Source organism: Lysinibacillus piscis (assembly GCF_026012395.1).
GTDB lineage: Bacteria > Bacillota > Bacilli > Bacillales_A > Planococcaceae > Lysinibacillus > Lysinibacillus piscis.
Genome location: NZ_BRZA01000002.1, coordinates 630,251 through 648,574, shown reverse-complemented (window position 1 = coordinate 648,574; position 18,324 = coordinate 630,251). Strand labels below are relative to the sequence as shown.

The following is an 18,324-nucleotide window of genomic DNA, read 5'->3' as shown; positions in this document are numbered from 1 at the left end:
ACGCTTTTCTTTATGGTTGTAATGCTCTCCAGCTATCGACATGGTGAATAGCAATACCTTTAAATCCAGCCTGCTGTGCATAATGCTGTTGAACTATGGCTAGTTGCTCATTCATATAACGCTCCCCGTCTTCATAGAAGGAAATTTGCTGCCCTTCTGCCGAGGCATCTGTTTCTACCCCAACAACAACTGATTTTCCTACTTGTCCTGCAAAAGCAATTTCATGCTGAACAATATCAATAATATTTTGCGCTTGATCGCGGTAAGCCATAATTGTGACACTATCTACTTGTTGGATTACCCAATCTGCTAATAAGCCTTTGCCAAATTGACCTTTATATGTTATTTCATCAAACCAAAATGGGATATCTGCCTCTATAGATAATTGCATAGTATGTGCCTGTGATACAGCATTAGTAAGCAATGTTTGGTATGCATCTACCACTTGTGCTTGCTGTTTAGACCAATCACTATGTAGATAAGGTTCCACATCTAAATGGATACCTGAAAAACGAGCTGTTGTCGCCTGTTCTTGATAGGAGCGCAACCAATTCATAAACTGTGTAAGTGCTACGTCAGATGATACCCAGTTTGCTGCCCCGTCCAATGCATACACTTGAATGCCTTTAGCTGTCGCTTCATTAATAAACTCATTGTAATAATGCATATCTATATCTGTATTTATTTGTAAATATACTTTTGTCACTGTCTTCTCTTCTAAAAACGATAAAATAGTTGTACCATCAGTCATTATTTTAGATGTATCCCATAGCCATGTCGTTCTGTCCTGCATGCCCATTGCTTCTCCTTTTTCAAACGACAATGGCATTATCAATAGCATTGCCACCATTACTGCTACTACTACACGTTTTAACATACTTACTCTCTCCATTCTACATGCCAAGACCCATAGAATGGAATCTGGCAACCTGACAATCATGCACTAAGAATAGTGTTTAGACTCATGGCTTTGCGTCCTTCTCTTTCGATGAAGTTTGCCTTTTTCAGTATTATTTTTTAATTCAATTATACATTTTTATCAGCTAAATGGATGTAGGTATATTGACTATTTTTCGACTTTTTTCGACAAAAAAAGAGACTGTCCAATAAGCTTCTTTAGAGCGAAATTGCATACATTTAAAAAGGCAGAAACATTGTTAAATCAACATTTCTGCCTTTCACTATTTACAACAGCGCACCCGTTTAGGACAGCTCCTCTGCTTTCTCATCTTCCAGCATTTTATGTAAATACTGAATAATTTCACGAATACCGTCTAATGAATCGACTAAAATTTTTGGGTCTACATACGTAATCATACGATTTTCTAAATTAGCCACCGCCGTAAAATAGCGTGTTTTTGCATAATTCACAAGACCCATCTGCTGCAATACATTTTCCTCAAAATCCAAAATCTCACGTGCTTCCGTTACAAGAAGTCCATAATTAACAATATCTGTATTCAAGACAATCACACGTGCTGTTGGTGAATTAGATGAACGATTGTATAAAATACGCTCAAAATCAAGTACAGGAATTAATTCCCCACGAATGCGTGTAAAGCCTAATAAGTAATTCGGTAAATGTGGAATTGGTGTAACACGCTCTAATTTTTCAATGGAAATCGCCTGCTCTACTGGCACAGCGTATTCCTCTGTTCCACAAGCAAACACAACGGTCTTGACATTGCCCATATAGTTTCCCCTTTTCTTACGATACTTTGACAGATTCTTTGACAACTTCTACAAGTAAATCTGCTAATTTTTCTAGCTCTTCGATTGGCATTTTTTCATTTGTTGTATGAATATCCTCATAGCCTACAGATAGATTAACGGTTGGAATGCCAAAGCCTGCAATTACATTTGCATCAGAGCCACCACCTGAAATGCCTAACTGTGGTGTACGGTTCACATTACGCACCGCTGCCATCGCAATCTGTACCACTTTATCTGTCTCTGTCACACGGAAACCAGGGTACATTAATTCCACCTTCACCTCTGCGCGTGCATTTAAGGAGGCTGCTACTTGCTCAAATGTTTCCTGCATATGCTTTGTTTGAGCATCTAGCTTTGCTTGGTCAATGGAACGTGCTTCGGCTAGAATATTGACTTCATCACAAACAATATTTGTCGCCTGTCCACCCTCGAAACGACCAATATTGGCTGTTGTTTCCTCATCTAAGCGACCCAATTTCATTTGTGCAATACATTTAGACGCAACTGTAATAGCCGATACACCTTTTTCTGGTGCTACGCCTGCATGCGCTGTTTTTCCAATAATTTTGACGAATAGCTTTGCTTGGAATGGGGCAGCAGTCACAATTCCCCCTACTTTACCATCACTATCCACCGCAAAGCCGTATTTTGCATGAATTTTAGCAGGGTCTAGTTCCTTCGCCCCAACAAGCCCACTTTCTTCGCCAGCCGTTATAATAAATTGGATATCACCATGGGCAATTTGCTGTTCTTGCAAACGCTTTACCATTTCAAATAATGCAGCAAGCCCTGCTTTATCATCTGCACCTAAAATCGTTGTCCCATCTGATACGATATAGCCATCCTCACGAATTGATGGTTGGATGCCTTTCCCTGGTACAACTGTATCCATATGAGCTGTAAAATAAATTGGTTCAACAGCTAATGAACCCTTTAACGTAGCAATAATATTGCCTGCCCCATGTCCATTACGTGTATGTGCATCATCTTGCTCTACCGTAAAACCTAGTGCTGTCAGCTTATCGACTAAAATCGGTGCAATGACCTGCTCATATTTTGTTTCTGAATCAATTTGTACAAGCTCTAAAAATTCTTCCACTAAACGACTTGTCATGTTATAAGACCCCTTGTTCATAAGATATCTTTTATTGTAGCATAACGTCTTAGAGCTGGAAATCCTTCATTGTGAATCGCTGTTAGCCTTCGTAAATAATTTCCTGTTCGGCTTGTAAAAGCACTAAATAATCCATTGCTTTTTGTTGTTTATCTTGTAAACGTAAAAGTGTATTGTGTACATCATCTTGTACTCTAGAAATTTGCTCCCTTGCTGTGGAAATTTTCGCATGGATAGACCAAGCTGAAAAAATATCATCAAAGAAATAGTCTGCAAATTTCACAAAGCCATCTTTTTCAATATACAAGGCATTCGTTGTCACCGTTTGTATATCTAACAGTTCATTGTGAAAGCGTTGTAGGGCAATTTGTGCGTTATGTAAGTCTATTTCCGACTGGTCAAGTGAGTCATGTTTTAAATGTGTTGCTAGCAAACCGCCACCAAAAAACGTATCCCATGTAGAATAATCACTCGCTGAATGCAAGGAAGCCGCTACTTGCCCAAGCTTCGTCAAAGCCACTTGCCCAGCTTCTTCGGCTTCTTTTATTTCCTTAAGCATCTGCTTGGTTTCAAGCTCTTCATTCATTAATTGCTCTAATTTCGCCACTTGGGTAGGATGGTGTACTTGTAAATAGCCCTGCTTTTTCGAGAGAATGTGCTTCAAAGCCTCCTGCAATTGCTGGGCATCGATACAGCGAAGTTGCTTATCTATTCGCTCTGAATCTTCTGTCAAATCATGTGCTACTTTTTTGGCTTCCTTTATCTTCAATTCTAACACAGCCGCTTGATCTATTTTTTCTTCTCGTAATTCATCCTGCTGCCCTGTCCATGTACGTACCATATTCATAAATGAGAAATGTTCCAGCTTATTTAGCTTAGTTTGAATTTCTTTAAGTGCTTGCCTATGTTTATCTATATCTTGCTTAACATGCTCGATTTGCTTGGTAACTAATTGCTTCTGCTCATTTAGTCGATGAAGCATTCGTATTTGTGTATGTATACGTTCTTGTTCTTTTTGTAACATTTCCCATTCCATCCGCTTCAGCTCCCTCTTTTTATTTGTACGAATAAACAGGAAAAATGTTTCAAATTTAATCATGAATAGGCTATTTTTCTTATCTACTGATCCATGTATTGCTTATTTTGGTATAAAAAATAGGACTATCAAGTAAATCCATCACTCGATAGCCCTTCTCTTATAATGGCATATTGCCGTGTTTTTTTGCTGGGCGTGTTTCTTGTTTATTCGTCAGCATATCTAATGCTTGAATCAGCTTAATACGTGTATCGCGTGGGTCAATCACATCATCTACCATACCACGAGATGCCGCCACATATGGATTCGCAAATTTTTCTTTATATTCCTCAATTTTCGCTGCACGTGTTGCCTCTGGGTCCTCTGACTGCCCAATTTCACGGGCAAAAATAATATTAGCTGCGCCTGCTGCCCCCATCACCGCAATTTCAGCGTTTGGCCATGCAAACACAAGATCAGCGCCAATGGATTTAGAATTTAATGCTACATATGCACCACCATAGGCTTTACGCAAAATAACCGTAATCTTTGGCACTGTCGCCTCTGAATAAGCATATAAAATTTTAGCACCATGACGAATAATGCCACCATGCTCCTGCTTTACACCTGGGAAGAAGCCTGACACATCTTCAAATGTAATAATGGGGATATTAAATGCATCACATGTACGAATAAAACGTGCTGCTTTATCAGAGGAATCAATATCCAAGCCACCTGCTAATACTTTCGGCTGATTACATACAAGCCCCACTGATTCACCTGCGATACGTGCAAAACCAACCACTACATTTCTCGCAAATTCTGAATGGACTTCCATAAAGGAATCCTCGTCCACTACTTGTGCAATGACTTTTCGTACATCATATGGGCGTGTTGTTTCAATTGGTACAGTATCCACAATATTTGGACGATAATCCTCTCCCGCTGGACGTGTGCCACGAGGTGCTTTTTCTTTATTGTTTTGTGGCAAATAACTAAGTAACTGCTTAATATGTGCGATGGCTTCCTCCTCAGATGGTGCACGGAAATGCGCGTTGCCACTTACCGCATTATTAACCTTCGAGCCACCTAAATCCTCCGCAGAAATTTGCTCACCTGTTACTGTTTCAATCACTTTTGGCCCTGTAATAAACATTTGTGATGTTTCATCCACCATTAAAATAAAGTCCGTAATCGCTGGTGAGTAGACCGCACCACCTGCACATGGTCCCATAATGACTGAAATTTGCGGAATTACACCTGAATAAATGGCATTGCGGTAAAAAATATGCCCATAGCCATCCAGTGACACAACGCCTTCTTGAATACGTGCGCCACCTGAATCATTAATCCCAATAAACGGTGTACCATTTTGTGCTGCTAAATCCATCACAGCCGCAATTTTCTTCGCATGCATTTCGCCAAGTGCACCACCAAATACAGTAAAATCTTGTGAAAATAAATAAACAGGGCGACCATTTACTTTCCCATAGCCTGTGACAACACCGTCACCTGGTCCCTCCATTTTATCCATTCCAAAATCGACTGTACGATGGGTAATAAATGGATTAATCTCAAAAAATGTGCCTTCATCTAGCAGTAAATCAATACGTTCACGAGCCGTTAGTTTCCCTTTTTCATGCTGCTTGTCGATGCGCTCATAGCCCCCACCAAGCTCTATTTCTGTTTTGCGATCATATAAGTCATTAATTTTATCAAACATGTCCATGGTTAGTATTTATCCCCTTTGCCACTTTTATCACATAGTTCATAGAGCACACCATAGGATGATTTTGGATGCATAAAGGCTACTTCCGCACCACCTGCGCCTAGTTTCGGCTCCTCTGATAAAAGCTGGATGCCTTTCTCACGAAGCTCTGCCATCCGCTCCCGAATACCTGTGACACCGAAAGCAATATGATGTACACCCTCACCACGTTTTTCGATAAAGCTATGAATAGTGCTTTGCTCACTCATCGCCTCTAATAGCTCCAGTTTGACATTACCAGCATCAATAAAGGCTACTCGTACTTGCTGTGATGCTACTTCCTCCACCTTTAAAAGTGTTAAGCCCAATGTTTCGGTATAGTATGTAATGCGTTCCTCTAAATTTCGTACCGCAATTCCGATATGATCCACTTTCTCCATCATGACATCCCCTTCTGCTATGATACATCATCTATTTTACAGATTTTCTATGTAAAACTCTACTACTTGCGAAAAAATGCAAAAGAGGTGACCATATGTTGGCCACCTCTTTGCTCTTGCTTATGCGTGTTCATTTACTAACCTTGACATGAATAGCTTACCACAATCTTCTGAACAAAATCTAAACATGTAGCTACCCCTTGAGAATTTCCGCAAATTTGTTAAACTAGTGAGTAAGAACAAAAGGAGCGAGTGAACAAATGAGCAATAAAAAATTCCAAAAAGTTGTCGTTTATATTATGGTTGTGACAATGGTCATTTCATCTTTAGCATTCGGTTTGTCTATGCTTCTATAACAAAGGAAGCGTCCCTCGTCAATTGGGACGCTTTTTTGCTAGCTTTAAGCCGATAAAGGATTGCTTAATTTCTAAATAACGATCCATTTCCTCGATAAATTGATAGAGTGCTGCCTGTGCTAAAAATTCCTCATGATTTTGTGGCAAGGGTAGCTGTGCAAAATCCTCTTTCACTTGTGTGAGCTTTTCTCGGTAATGATGAGCCGTATTACCTGAATGCACATGTTCACCAAGATCTTGTAAAAAGTCAGCCACAATAGCCGCTTCTTGCACGATAATCGGCAATGCAGTTATTTTCGGCAACATTCTATCCATAATTTCAAGCTGTTGCTCCCGCATATCAAAATAGCGATAATAATCATTTTGACGACGTGTAAAATGATTTTCTACATCTTTAAAAGCAATCGATTTCGCATCATCTAATAGCTGAAACGCTTCGATAATCTCCTGTCCACCCCATGACGTATCACCATCTCGTAAATAACTAGCAATTTTCAGAAAAATAGTACGGTACAGCTCTTCTATTCTCGTCGTATAATAGGTCAACTCTTTTTGACTATCTGGCATATACATATTCACGGCAAGCCCTACACCATAGCCCACCGCCATTAATGCGAGCTCATTGCCCACAAGTGTCCACGAAAAATGACCAGCTACATAAATATGCATCATAATAACCGCACTTGAGACAAAGCCATCTGTCACCTGTAATGACACAAGTATTGGAATAAACAACAGCAACATCCCTGCAAAAACAAGTGGATGATAGGCAAATAACTCAAAGCTGACAAAGGCAAATATCATGCCGATTAAACTCGCCACAAAGCGTGTATATACGGCTTGTACCGATTTTTTCTTCGTAGGCTGTACACAAAGAATCGTCAAAATACCTGCTGAAACATAATAGGTTAAATCAAAATATTGTGCGATGGCAATCGCAATCGCTGTGCCGATAGCTGTTTTCACTGTACGATAGCCAATGGAAAATCTCTTCACCTTGCACGTCATCCTTCCTGCATACAACAGTAGCAAGCCTTTGTTTATACAAGGCTTGCTACGTGATAACGATTATAGCTCGTCACAATATTCCTCAAAATTTGCTTGTAGGTTTGTGACAACAGACATTGGATCATGTCCTTCAATTTCATAACGGCCTACTTCTGCCACAACTTGCCCATCTTTTAATAAGACGAATGATGGAGAAGATGGTAAATGGTCCTCACCGAAATGATAGCGAGCTGCCGCTGTCGCTTCTTTATCTTGCCCTGCAAATACCGTTACAAGATGGTCTGGACGTTTATCATAATGCACACATTGAGCCGCCGCTGGACGTGCAATACCTCCTGCACAACCACAAACAGAGTTCACCATCACAAGCGTTGTACCTGGACGTGCAATCGCCTCTTCCACCGCTTCTGGCGTGCGCAACTGCTCATAGCCTGCCGCCTCAATTTCAGCACGTGCTGTTTTTAAAATTTCCTGCATAAATAAATCATAATCCATGCTCATAAATGTATAGCCCCTTTCTAAATTGCGTTCGTTAGCATACGCTTTTACATCCTCTATCATAGCAGTTCATCACGCATTTGTGCACCGAATTGCTCATTTCTTATGAAATAAACAGTCCACACCTTGTGCGACAGTTAATTGACCTGTTAAAATTTGCTGTTCTAACAGCTGTACTTGTACTTTGTGCGCTGGATTGCCATAAAAAGAATCGATTAAATGGTCAATAATCATCGACTGGAACCAATCCTTCGTTTGCTTCTGACGTCGGATTGCCCAATATTCATTTGCTTCAATAGCTTCTTGAAAGTTTTTAATGGTCTGCCACACTTCATCTAACCCGCGTTTTTCCAATGAACTAACAGGCAGTGCCGTAGAAAGCCAGCCAGGTGTCGCAGGCTGTAAAAAGTGCAACATTTGCTTGTACTCAGCCACCGTCTTTTTCGCTAAACGACTATTGTCACCGTCCGCTTTGTGTACGACAATCGCATCTGCTAGCTCCATAATGCCTTTTTTCATGCCCTGCAATTCATCACCAGCCCCTGTTAAGACGAGCAATAAAAAGAAATCGACCATCCCACGGACATAGGTTTCACTCTGACCAACACCTACTGTTTCAATTAAAATTACATCATAGCCTGCTGCCTCACAAACAAGCATCGTTTCTCGTGTCTTTTTATGCACACCACCTAATGTACCCGCAGATGGTGAGGGGCGTACAAAGGCATTGGGCTTTTTTACTAATGCCTCCATTCTCGTTTTATCTCCTAAAATGCTACCGCCTGACAATGATGAGCTAGGGTCAATCGCTAATACGGCTACCTTTTTCCCCATATCACAAAGCATTGTACCAAAGGCTTCAATAAAGGTGCTCTTTCCTGCTCCTGGTACACCTGTAATACCAATGCGAATGCTGTTCCCTGTATAAGGTAACAGCTCCTGTAGCAATGCCTGTGCCTGCTCTTTATGTGTCGCATTGGCACTTTCAATCAATGTGATGGCCTTTGATAGCTGTGTGCGAGCACCTGCACGAACTTCCTTTGCCAGTGCTTGAATATCTAATGTATCTGCCTTTTTCTTGCGGAACTTTTTCGGCTTACTGTCATACATGCCATCATGACTGGCTGCTACCCCATCCATCACCACTAACGCACTTTCGACCTGTTCCTGTTTTTTGTCCATCAGTCAGACACTTCCTCATAGCCTAGGCGCTTGTAAATTTCCTCAATAATCTTTTGTGCAGATACAGGAAGTACCGTACCAGGTCCAAAAATAGCCACAGCACCAGCCTCATATAAAAATTCATAATCTTGTGCAGGAATGACGCCACCCACAATAATCAAAATATCTTCTCGTCCTAACTTTTCTAGCTCTGTAATCAGCTCTGGCACCAGTGTTTTATGACCAGCCGCAAGTGAGGATACACCAATGACATGGACATCATTTTCCACCGCCATTTTTGCTGCCTCAGCAGGTGTCATAAATAATGGCGAAATATCCACATCAAAGCCTAAATCGGCATAGCCTGTCGCCACTACTTTCGCTCCACGGTCATGCCCATCCTGCCCCATTTTAGCCACTAAAATACGTGGGCGACGTCCTTCATTTTCTAAAAACTCCTCTGTCATTTGCTTCACTTCCGCAATTTGCTCCTCATCTGAGAAATTGGCAGCGTACACCCCTGAAATAGAACGGATAATCGCTTTATGACGACCAGATACAGCTTCAATCGCATCTGAAATTTCACCTAATGACGCGCGTGCCCTTGCCGCATCTACTGCCACTGCTAGTAAGTTTTCATTGCCATCCTGTGCTGCCTTCGTTAAACGAGCTAATTGCTTTTGTACTGCTACCTCATCACGTGTCGCCTTCATCTGCGCTAAACGTTCAATTTGCTTTTGGCGTACCAATGTATTATCAATATCTAAAATATCAATCGGCTCTTCCTGTGTTAAACGATATTTATTGACGCCGACAATCGTTTCTGTTTTCGAGTCAATTTTCGCTTGACGCTTCGCCGCAGCCTCCTCGACTTTCATTTTCGGTAAGCCTGTTTCAATCGCCTTTGCCATACCACCAAGCTCCTCAATTTCTTCAATTAAAGCCCATGCGGATTTTGTCAGCTCATCTGTTAATTTTTCCACATAATACGAGCCACCCCACGGATCAATCACTTTGGTCATCGCTGTTTCCTCTTGTAAAAATAACTGCGTATTCCGTGCAATACGTGCTGAAAAATCTGTTGGCAAGGCAATCGCCTCATCTAAAGCATTTGTATGCAGTGATTGCGTATGTCCCATTGCAGAGGCATTTGCTTCAATTAATGTCCGTGTCACATTATTAAATGGGTCCTGCTCTGTCAATGACCAGCCTGATGTTTGGGAATGTGTACGCAATGCGAGCGATTTTGGATTTTTCGGGTTAAAGGTTGACATCATCTGTGCCCATATTCGACGTGCCGCACGCATTTTCGCTACTTCCATATAATAATTCATGCCAATTGCCCAAAAGAAAGATAGTCGTGGCGCAAAGGCATCAATATCAATACCTGCCTTTAAGCCTGTGCGCACATACTCTAAGCCATCTGCCAATGTATAGGCAAGCTCAATATCATTCGTCGCTCCAGCCTCTTGAATATGATAGCCTGAAATCGAAATGGAGTTAAACTTCGGCATATAGTTTGCCGTATATTCAAAAATATCCGCAATAATTTTCATCGACATCGCTGGTGGATAAATATACGTGTTTCGTACCATATATTCTTTTAAAATATCATTTTGAATGGTCCCTGTTAGCTGTGCTGGTGTCACACCCTGCTCCTCTGCCGCTACAATATAAAAAGCTAGCACTGGCAAGACAGCCCCGTTCATTGTCATGGAAACAGACATTTGATCCAGTGGAATTTGGTCAAATAAAATTTTCATATCCTCCACAGAATCGATAGCCACACCCGCTTTCCCCACATCTCCTTTAACACGCGGATGGTCGGAATCATAGCCACGATGTGTAGCTAAATCAAAGGCAACCGACAATCCTTTTTGCCCCATTGCTAAATTACGTTTATAAAATGCGTTAGATTCTTCCGCCGTGGAGAAGCCTGCATATTGACGGACCGTCCACGGGCGTGCCACATACATCGTTGGATATGGACCACGTGTATTTGGTGCAATACCTGCTACATCTTGTAAATGCTTGACACCTTCAAGGTCTTCTTTTGTATATAGTTCTTTAATGGCTATACCTTCGTTTGTCATAAATGGATTGGTGGATTGCTGTGGCAGTTCTTCTGTTAACATATGTGCAATATCCACAGCTTGAAAATTAGGCTTACTCATTATTGAACCTCCTTGACACGGACTAATACGTTCGTTAATTTTTCAATGATATTTTGGCCTGCAAAAATAAAGCCATTTAAGCCCTGTGCCTGCCACTGTGCCTCTTGCTCTTTAAATTTACCCGCTACATCTACTAGTATGTGAGCTGGCTTTGCTGCTAATATAGCGTCTAGCATTGCTTTTGTATCCTCATCATTACCTGCTATAACTACATAATTAGCCTGTACAGACTGTAGCCATGCAATCGCTTCTCCCACTGTCTCCATTGGTACACTATGCTCTGGTACTAAGCCAACTGTATGTAAGAAGCCTGTAACAAAGTCAACACGTGGCTTCGCATTTTTAAACGTACCAGCTGTTAAAATAGCGGTTTTCACTTGCGCTGCTGTCATCTCTGCACGCAATTGTTCAAACGGCTCTGCTACACGTTTCATATGGCTATACAGCGGATTGGTTGCTTGTGTCAGCACATCTGCTGGGTTGGCATAAATATTCGTACCAATCAAGGAATGCTTACGTGTTTGTACAGCTTGTAAACGTGCTTGATGGACGGCTTCAACTTCTTGTGTTAACTGACCTGATGCTGTATACACATCAAAGCCTCCAGCCGCTTCAATCTCTAAAAATAATGCCCATGCCGCCTTCACCAAATCCGCTGTTAACGATTCAATAAAATAAGCGCCTCCTGCTGGGTCTTTTACTTTGGAAATCGTCGTTTCTTCTGTTAACACTAATGATACATTGCGTGCAATACGCACAGACTGCTCTGTTGGCTGTGTGAGTATATCATGTGGATGCACGGTCAACACATCGATACCACCGATAAATGCCGCTAATGCTTCATTGCCTGCACGTAATAAATTGACATAGCTATCTAACTTGGAAAAACTTCTTAAAGAGGTTTCTGCTACTATAGGCACACGCATTGTAGTCGATACCCCATACGCCGATGTAAACGCTTTCCAAAGAACTTTAAAAGCACGAAGTTTAGCGATTTCGGTAAAGAACTGTGTATCGACCGCAAAGGACACGTAAAATTTCTTCGTAAATGCCTCAAAATCTTGTAGCTTTGTCGCCTCTTTCGCTGCTAGTGCTAGTGCATACGCCAATTCTTGTACAGCATTGGCTCCTTCATAATGATACACAGTTGTATCAGCACCGATTGAGCGCACGTTCGGCAAATGGTCATAAGAAATCGCCTCCTGTGCAACAATAAAGCCCTTCACGATTTGACATTGCTCCTCTTTCAAAACATCAAATACCTTTAATAATGGATCACTAGCATTGGTTACCATCAATTTAAATGGATGGTTTAGTAAATAAGCTGACAACTTTGTTAAGACATCCTCTGTCCAGTCAAAGCTCACACGGCTATCGATTGTAATCACTTCATTCCCTCGCTGTAAACCATTTTCTAATTGAGCAAAAAAAGCCTCACTTGTTTCTGCATAAAGCTGCTGTGCTAGCTGGAATGTAGCTGTTTGTTGAAAGGAACGAATGGTTGACACTTGCTGCTCTAGCTCTGCACCCATTTTTTCAATTAATTGCTCCTGTGTATACAAAGGCTCAATTGTAATGCCCTCATTTGTTTTTGTTAGTAGCGATTCAAATGGCTTCCCCTTTAAAGCCTTCAATGCCTCTCCCTGCCACGCTGCATACGATGGCTTGGCAAATTCTATATTTTTCATGTATAAACGCTGCCCCCTTAGTGTTTCTATTACTATTTTAGCAGAAAATACGCTAGAAACATCTTTTTCATTGTAAAAATAAAAGACGCAAATAAGAGACAATTCGTCCATTTGTAAATTGATGATAAAAATTGGACATTTGTAATGTATGGAAAAATTAAGTTTTATGAAGCACATATTGTTATGTATGATTTTTATTCTTCGAGTGAAAATAGAATAAAGTATATCAGAGAGCATAATTTGTGGCATATGAAGCTAGAGGTTCAACTAAATAATGATGCAAATACGAAGTTTAAGTATGTATTAACGATTGTCTACAAGAGCAATACAGATAATTTGCAAAATATCATCATCATGTATGATCAATATCAACTTGGGACATGGATAATTGACCAAAATGAAAATCGGTCTGACGGTTTTTCTACGCATAAGACCGTTATTTATACAAATAATAAAGAAGAAACTAATTTCGAGCTTACGAAACAATCAGAAATTCCCTATACAATTTATTGGAATGATGACCATGCAACATTTGTTTTACATAACCAGCCTTAATCTTTCACTACTCCCCATCTATTTAAGTGAAAACCCATCAATACCAAGGTTTTTGAAATGCTGACGACATGGTAAAGCATCAAGCGGAATCAGCTATACAATTAGCACAAGGTATCGTCATTGATAAGGAAAAAACATTTGGTCAATTCAAATTTTCAACATTAAGATGTGGAATATTTCACCAAGGTACAGTATATACAGAAGTCAAAGGCCCCACATATGGTGAACAAGGTTGCATGAGTGTTCCTACCACTGTTCTACTAAGGGAATTTGACTACAACGTAGAAGTCGATATTCTCAGCCTGATTGCGAATACAACATTTCGTGGCGCAGATATGAATTGGATCAATAAAGTAGTTTAAAAAATCCCCTTTGTGTAGTATTTATTTAATACTTCAAGAGGGGATACCATATTAAGTTTCGTCATTGCTTATGCATTGACCATTTGTTATTTATCAAATAAACTTCCTACATTCCATTCTTTAAACTGAAAAATTGTACTTAGGGCTTTGAGCAGTTGGTAACTTAAATGATTGCATTTCTTGAAAATTGGAAATGAAATCATTCCATTTTGTACGCAGTTCTTCTTGAAAGCCTTGTAAAAGCTTGTCAGAATCATTGTATAAATTTTGTTGATGATTTTTAAAGTTTGCTAACATTTTTTCAAAGGATTCTGTAAACTTAGCCGGGTTTGATAAATCTAATTCATTATAAAAACCTTTAATTGTTTTCTCTTGTTCATTAACAAACGACTTTATTTCATCAAATGATTTTGACTTGCTGCGTAGTATTGGGGATTTCTGCACATTTCGATATAGTGCTTCCTGTATTTTTAATTCATAGTTATAGCTCTCTTCTTGATATTGTTGAATAGCTTGTCCCATCTGCTCTTTATATTTATCAGGAATCAGCCTTTCTGTAATCAATTGCAATTGCATTCCTGTTTGAGCACGAGTCATTTTATAATAATCGCCTGCCCATGCACCTGGCTTTTTGATACTTTCTTGAATTAATTTCATAATGCGGTCTTTTTCATCAGAACTAAGCTCCTCAATATCATTAATAAACTCGAATGGAGCTATATCACCCGAATCAACTACTGTTAATTTTGGGGAGCTTACTGAAGTATCATTCTCGAACTTAACAGCAGGATTATTTTTTATTATTTCTTTTGCTTGCTCTTCAATCTTTTTCAGTTCTTCCCCCTTATTTAACGAATGATTTCTCAATGAAACGGCATTTTCAACATTAAATCCATTTGTTTTGATAATATTCAAATTATTCCCTCCCATCTTTATTCTTAGTATCGGTTCTGTTATACATTTATAAAGCAGTAATGAAATTTCATATTTAACATGCGCTCCATTAATAAAATCTTTAGAGAGAATGTTCTTCACTTCAGTAATAGACACATTTCCATCAACATGTTTTGTTACAGCATTATTCGAATTTACCAAATATCCATTTAATCAATAAATTATAGGCATAAAAAATCGGAAGCCCTTTATCCTAGTGGCTTCCGATTTTCTTTAATAAATAGGTGTTGAAGATGCGTTCGTGTTTTCTAATATTTCTTTCACACGATTTAAGAATTTGCCACACACCAGTCCATCTAACACACGATGGTCTAATGATAAGCAAAGGTTGACAATATCACGTGCAGCAAACATTCCACCTGGCATAATGACAGGTTTTTTCACGATGCTTTCTACTTGTAAAATAGCTGCTTGTGGATAGTTGATAATGCCCATGGATTGTACAGAGCCAAATGCACCTGTATTGTTCACAGTGAATGTACCACCTTGCATATCATTCATCGCTAATTTACCTGTGCGCACTTTTGTTGCTAGCTCTGAAATTTCTCTCGCGATGCCTTTAATTGTTTTTTCATCTGCATGTTGAATAACAGGAACGAATAAGGCATCGTCTGTCGCAACTGCAATCGAAATATTAATCGCATGCTTTTGAATAATTTTATCGCCTGCCCACATCGAATTCATCATTGGGAATTCTTTCAATGCTTGTGCGACAGCTTTTACAAAGAATGCAAAGTAAGTTAAATTAAAGCCTTCTTTTTGCTTGAACTCTTTTTTCAAGCTATCACGATAAGCCACTAAATCTGTTACATCGACTTCCATCATCATCCACGCATGTGGTGCTTCCTGTACACTGCGTAGCATATTGTTCGCAATCGCACGACGCACATTCGTTACTGGAATTTCAATATCACCTGCTTGAACAGGTGGCTGTGGTGCCACTGCTGGTGTGCTTGCCTGTGATGCTGGTGCTACAGTCACTCCTGCCTCTGGTTGTGGAGTGGCAACAGGTGCTTCCACTGGTGCTGTTGGAATTGTGCCTGATTCGATTAATGTTACTATATCTTTTCTCGTAATACGACCACCTTCGCCTGTACCCGTCACAAGCTCTAATGCAATATCATGCTCCTGTGCAAGGCGCAATACGGCTGGTGAATAACGTGCCTTATCCTTTTTCACCGCTTTAGCTGGCGTTGGTGCTGGTGTAGACGCTTGTACTTCTTGTTTCCGTTGTACCCCTGCATTCAAGATAGCTGTACTTACCGATGATTTTTTAGGTGGTGGCGGCGGTGGCAACTCCTCTTCACCTGCTATTTCAATTGCACAAACAACTGCACCGACTGGTAATGTTTGTCCTTCTGTGGCAAATAATTCAGTAATAACTCCCTCAAAAGAAGATGGGATTTCTGCATTCACTTTATCTGTAACAACTTCTGCTAATGGATCATATTTTTTCACTGTATCGCCTGGTTTCACAAGCCATTTTTCAATTGTTCCTTCTGTTACACTTTCCCCAAGCTGTGGCATTGTAATATTTTGAATCGCCATTCCACTATTCCTCCCATCTATAGCGTTAGAATGCGGCTAACTCACGCATCGCACGCTCTACTTTGTCAGGATTAATCATAAAGTATTTTTCCATTGTTGGTGCATATGGCATTGCAGGTACATCTGGTCCTGCCAAACGTTGAATTGGTGCATCGAGCTCGAATAAACAATGCTCTGCAATAATGGCTGCTACTTCGCTCATAATGCTACCTTCTTTATTATCCTCTGTTACTAATAATACCTTACCTGTTTTGCTCGCTGCCTCAATGATTGCTTCTTTATCTAGTGGATAAACGGTACGCAAATCCAAAATATGTGCCGAGATGCCGTCTGCCGCTAAACGTTCTGCTGCTTGTAAAGCAAAATGCACGGCTAAACCATATGTAATCACCGTTACATCATCACCTTCACGCTTCACGTCTGCTTTTCCAATTGGTAATGTATAATCCTCCAATGGGACTTCTCCCTTAATCAAACGGTACGCTCGTTTATGCTCAAAGAATAGTACAGGATCTTCATCACGAATGGCTGCTTTTAATAAACCTTTTGCATCATATGGTGTCGATGGAATGACAATTTTCAATCCAGGTGTTCCTGCAAATAAAGCTTCTACAGATTGTGAGTGATACAATGCCCCATGAATACCACCACCAAATGGTGCACGAATAACCATTGGACATGACCAATCATTATTAGAACGATAACGAATTTTCGCTGCCTCTGAGACAATTTGGTTCACTGCTGGCATAATAAAGTCAGCAAACTGCATTTCAGCAATTGGACGTAAGCCATACATTGCTGCCCCGATACCAACACCTGCAATCGCACTTTCTGCAAGCGGTGTGTCTAGTACTCGATATTCGCCAAATTGATCGTAAAGGCCTGTTGTTGCTTTGAATACGCCACCTTTACGTCCAACATCTTCTCCTAAAATGAAAACACGTTCGTCACGTTCCATTTCTTCCTTCATCGCCAATGTAATCGCATCAATATAAGACATTACTGTCATTACATCTCACCCCCGTCTACTGGTGCATATACATAGTTCAATGCATGCTCTGGTGTTGCATATGGGGCAGCCTCTGCATAATCAGTTGCCTCATTCACTTCAGCCATAATACGTTCCTCAATAGCCGTACGGATTTGCTCTGTCAGTACGCCTGCCTCTGTTAAATACTTTTCAAATAAAACGATTGGGTCCAATGCTTTTCCCTCTGCGATATCCTCAGCCGTACGATATTGACGGTCATCATCATCAGAGGAATGGGCTGTTAAACGATATGTTACAGTTTCGATTAAGCTTGGTCCTTCTCCATTACGTGCTCGGTCTGCTGCTTCTTTTACCACTTTGTATACTTCTAATGGATTTTTCCCATCCACTGTTACACCAGGCATACCATAGCCAATACCACGGTCAGATACCTTTGCACAGCCTAATTGACGGTCAACAGGTACAGAAATAGCATATTGATTGTTTTCTACCATAATAATAACGGGTAGCTTATGCACACCTGCAAAGTTAGCTCCTTCATGGAAATCACCTTGGTTGGATGAACCTTCACCTAACGTAACAAATGTGATAAAATCATCCTTTTGCAAGCGACCTGCAAGTGCTACACCTACTGCATGTGGTACTTGTGTTGTTACAGGTGAAGAACCTGTTAAAATGCGATTTTTCTTTTGTCCAAAATGGCCAGGCATTTGACGACCGCCTGAGTTCGGGTCTTCTGCTTTAGCAAAGGCTGATAACATTAGCTCTTTCGGTGTCATGCCAAAATGTAAGACAACGCCCATATCACGATAATATGGTGCAATATAATCCTTATCTTTATTTAAAGCGAAGGCTGCTCCAACTTGTGCTGCCTCTTGTCCTTGACATGAAATTACAAATGGAATTTTCCCTGAACGATTCAGTAACCACATACGCTCATCTAATCGTCTTGCCATTAACATCGTCTCAAACATCGCTAGTACATCTTCATTCGATAATCCTAAATCTTCGTGCTTGATTTGAACATCCTGCATACGAA

General features: G+C 40.3%; 18 protein-coding genes and 1 riboswitch. Of the genes, 3 read left to right on the top strand and 15 right to left on the bottom strand.

Annotated features, from left to right (window positions below):
* Positions 1-10: 10 nt before the first annotated feature.
* The 6 genes from OPF91_RS09735 to mce form a co-directional block, all read right to left on the bottom strand.
* Positions 11-877, bottom strand: a complete 867-nt coding sequence (locus OPF91_RS09735; protein ID WP_264988555.1) for an amidase — start codon at positions 875-877, stop codon at positions 11-13.
* Between the two features lie 43 nt (positions 878-920).
* Positions 921-1,010: riboswitch (cyclic di-GMP riboswitch) on the bottom strand.
* Positions 1,011-1,203: 193 nt separating this feature from the next.
* The gene (locus tag OPF91_RS09730; protein ID WP_264988554.1) at positions 1,204-1,692 is read right to left on the bottom strand and encodes a chemotaxis protein CheW; all 489 of its coding nucleotides are present in this window, start codon (positions 1,690-1,692) and stop codon (positions 1,204-1,206) included.
* Positions 1,693-1,708: 16 nt separating this feature from the next.
* Positions 1,709-2,827, bottom strand: a complete 1,119-nt coding sequence (locus OPF91_RS09725) for a M20/M25/M40 family metallo-hydrolase (protein ID WP_264988553.1) — start codon at positions 2,825-2,827, stop codon at positions 1,709-1,711.
* A gap of 82 nt (positions 2,828-2,909) precedes the next feature.
* Positions 2,910-3,863 (bottom strand): hypothetical protein, encoded by a 954-nt coding sequence (locus tag OPF91_RS09720; RefSeq protein ID WP_264988552.1) that lies wholly within the window; start codon positions 3,861-3,863, stop codon positions 2,910-2,912.
* Between the two features lie 160 nt (positions 3,864-4,023).
* Positions 4,024-5,571 carry an acyl-CoA carboxylase subunit beta gene (locus OPF91_RS09715; RefSeq protein WP_264988551.1) on the bottom strand — a complete coding sequence of 516 codons (1,548 nt, stop codon included), beginning with the start codon at positions 5,569-5,571 and terminating at the stop codon, positions 4,024-4,026.
* Between the two features lie 2 nt (positions 5,572-5,573).
* Complete coding sequence (mce, locus tag OPF91_RS09710) at positions 5,574-5,990, bottom strand: methylmalonyl-CoA epimerase (RefSeq protein ID WP_264988550.1); 417 nt, start codon at positions 5,988-5,990, stop codon at positions 5,574-5,576.
* Between the two features lie 260 nt (positions 5,991-6,250).
* Between mce and prli42 the strand changes: the two genes are divergently transcribed.
* Positions 6,251-6,346 (top strand): stressosome-associated protein Prli42, encoded by a 96-nt coding sequence (gene prli42 / locus OPF91_RS09705; protein ID WP_264988549.1) that lies wholly within the window; start codon positions 6,251-6,253, stop codon positions 6,344-6,346.
* Positions 6,347-6,364: 18 nt separating this feature from the next.
* Here prli42 and OPF91_RS09700 read toward each other — a convergent pair whose 3' ends face one another.
* The 5 genes from OPF91_RS09700 to OPF91_RS09680 all read right to left on the bottom strand — a co-directional run bounded on the left by OPF91_RS09700 (position 6,365) and on the right by OPF91_RS09680 (position 12,875).
* Positions 6,365-7,354: an aromatic acid exporter family protein gene (locus OPF91_RS09700; RefSeq protein ID WP_264988548.1), complete on the bottom strand. Its 990-nt coding sequence runs from the start codon at positions 7,352-7,354 to the stop codon at positions 6,365-6,367.
* Between the two features lie 60 nt (positions 7,355-7,414).
* Complete coding sequence (locus OPF91_RS09695; protein ID WP_264988547.1) at positions 7,415-7,855, bottom strand: BrxA/BrxB family bacilliredoxin; 441 nt, start codon at positions 7,853-7,855, stop codon at positions 7,415-7,417.
* A 93-nt stretch (positions 7,856-7,948) separates the two neighbouring features.
* Positions 7,949-9,034 carry a methylmalonyl Co-A mutase-associated GTPase MeaB gene (meaB, locus tag OPF91_RS09690; protein WP_264988546.1) on the bottom strand — a complete coding sequence of 362 codons (1,086 nt, stop codon included), beginning with the start codon at positions 9,032-9,034 and terminating at the stop codon, positions 7,949-7,951.
* Complete coding sequence (scpA, locus tag OPF91_RS09685) at positions 9,034-11,187, bottom strand: methylmalonyl-CoA mutase (protein ID WP_264988545.1); 2,154 nt, start codon at positions 11,185-11,187, stop codon at positions 9,034-9,036. The genes meaB and scpA overlap by 1 nt, the downstream gene beginning before the upstream one ends.
* On the bottom strand, positions 11,187-12,875 hold the full coding sequence (locus tag OPF91_RS09680; RefSeq protein WP_264988544.1) for a methylmalonyl-CoA mutase family protein: 1,689 nt from the start codon (positions 12,873-12,875) through the stop codon (positions 11,187-11,189). Before OPF91_RS09680 ends, scpA begins: the two co-directional genes overlap by 1 nt.
* Before the next feature lie 249 nt (positions 12,876-13,124).
* On the opposite strand from OPF91_RS09680, the gene OPF91_RS09675 reads away from it, so the two are divergent.
* Together OPF91_RS09675 and OPF91_RS09670 are read left to right on the top strand one after the other, a co-directional pair.
* The gene (locus tag OPF91_RS09675; RefSeq protein ID WP_264988543.1) at positions 13,125-13,430 is read left to right on the top strand and encodes a hypothetical protein; all 306 of its coding nucleotides are present in this window, start codon (positions 13,125-13,127) and stop codon (positions 13,428-13,430) included.
* A 68-nt stretch (positions 13,431-13,498) separates the two neighbouring features.
* On the top strand, positions 13,499-13,792 hold the full coding sequence (locus OPF91_RS09670; protein WP_264988542.1) for a YdcP family protein: 294 nt from the start codon (positions 13,499-13,501) through the stop codon (positions 13,790-13,792).
* Positions 13,793-13,912: 120 nt separating this feature from the next.
* Here the strand turns inward: OPF91_RS09670 and OPF91_RS09665 are convergent, their stop codons facing one another.
* The 4 genes from OPF91_RS09665 to OPF91_RS09650 all read right to left on the bottom strand — a co-directional run bounded on the left by OPF91_RS09665 (position 13,913) and on the right by OPF91_RS09650 (position 18,319).
* A complete protein-coding gene (locus OPF91_RS09665; protein WP_264988541.1) occupies positions 13,913-14,707 on the bottom strand; it encodes a hypothetical protein in 795 nt (264 codons plus the stop codon).
* 252 nt (positions 14,708-14,959) lie between these two features.
* On the bottom strand, positions 14,960-16,294 hold the full coding sequence (locus OPF91_RS09660; RefSeq protein ID WP_264988540.1) for a dihydrolipoamide acetyltransferase family protein: 1,335 nt from the start codon (positions 16,292-16,294) through the stop codon (positions 14,960-14,962).
* Positions 16,295-16,319: 25 nt separating this feature from the next.
* Positions 16,320-17,303 (bottom strand): alpha-ketoacid dehydrogenase subunit beta, encoded by a 984-nt coding sequence (locus tag OPF91_RS09655; protein WP_264988539.1) that lies wholly within the window; start codon positions 17,301-17,303, stop codon positions 16,320-16,322.
* The gene (locus OPF91_RS09650) at positions 17,303-18,319 is read right to left on the bottom strand and encodes a thiamine pyrophosphate-dependent dehydrogenase E1 component subunit alpha (RefSeq protein ID WP_264988538.1); all 1,017 of its coding nucleotides are present in this window, start codon (positions 18,317-18,319) and stop codon (positions 17,303-17,305) included. The genes OPF91_RS09655 and OPF91_RS09650 overlap by 1 nt, the downstream gene beginning before the upstream one ends.
* Positions 18,320-18,324: the final 5 nt, after the last annotated feature.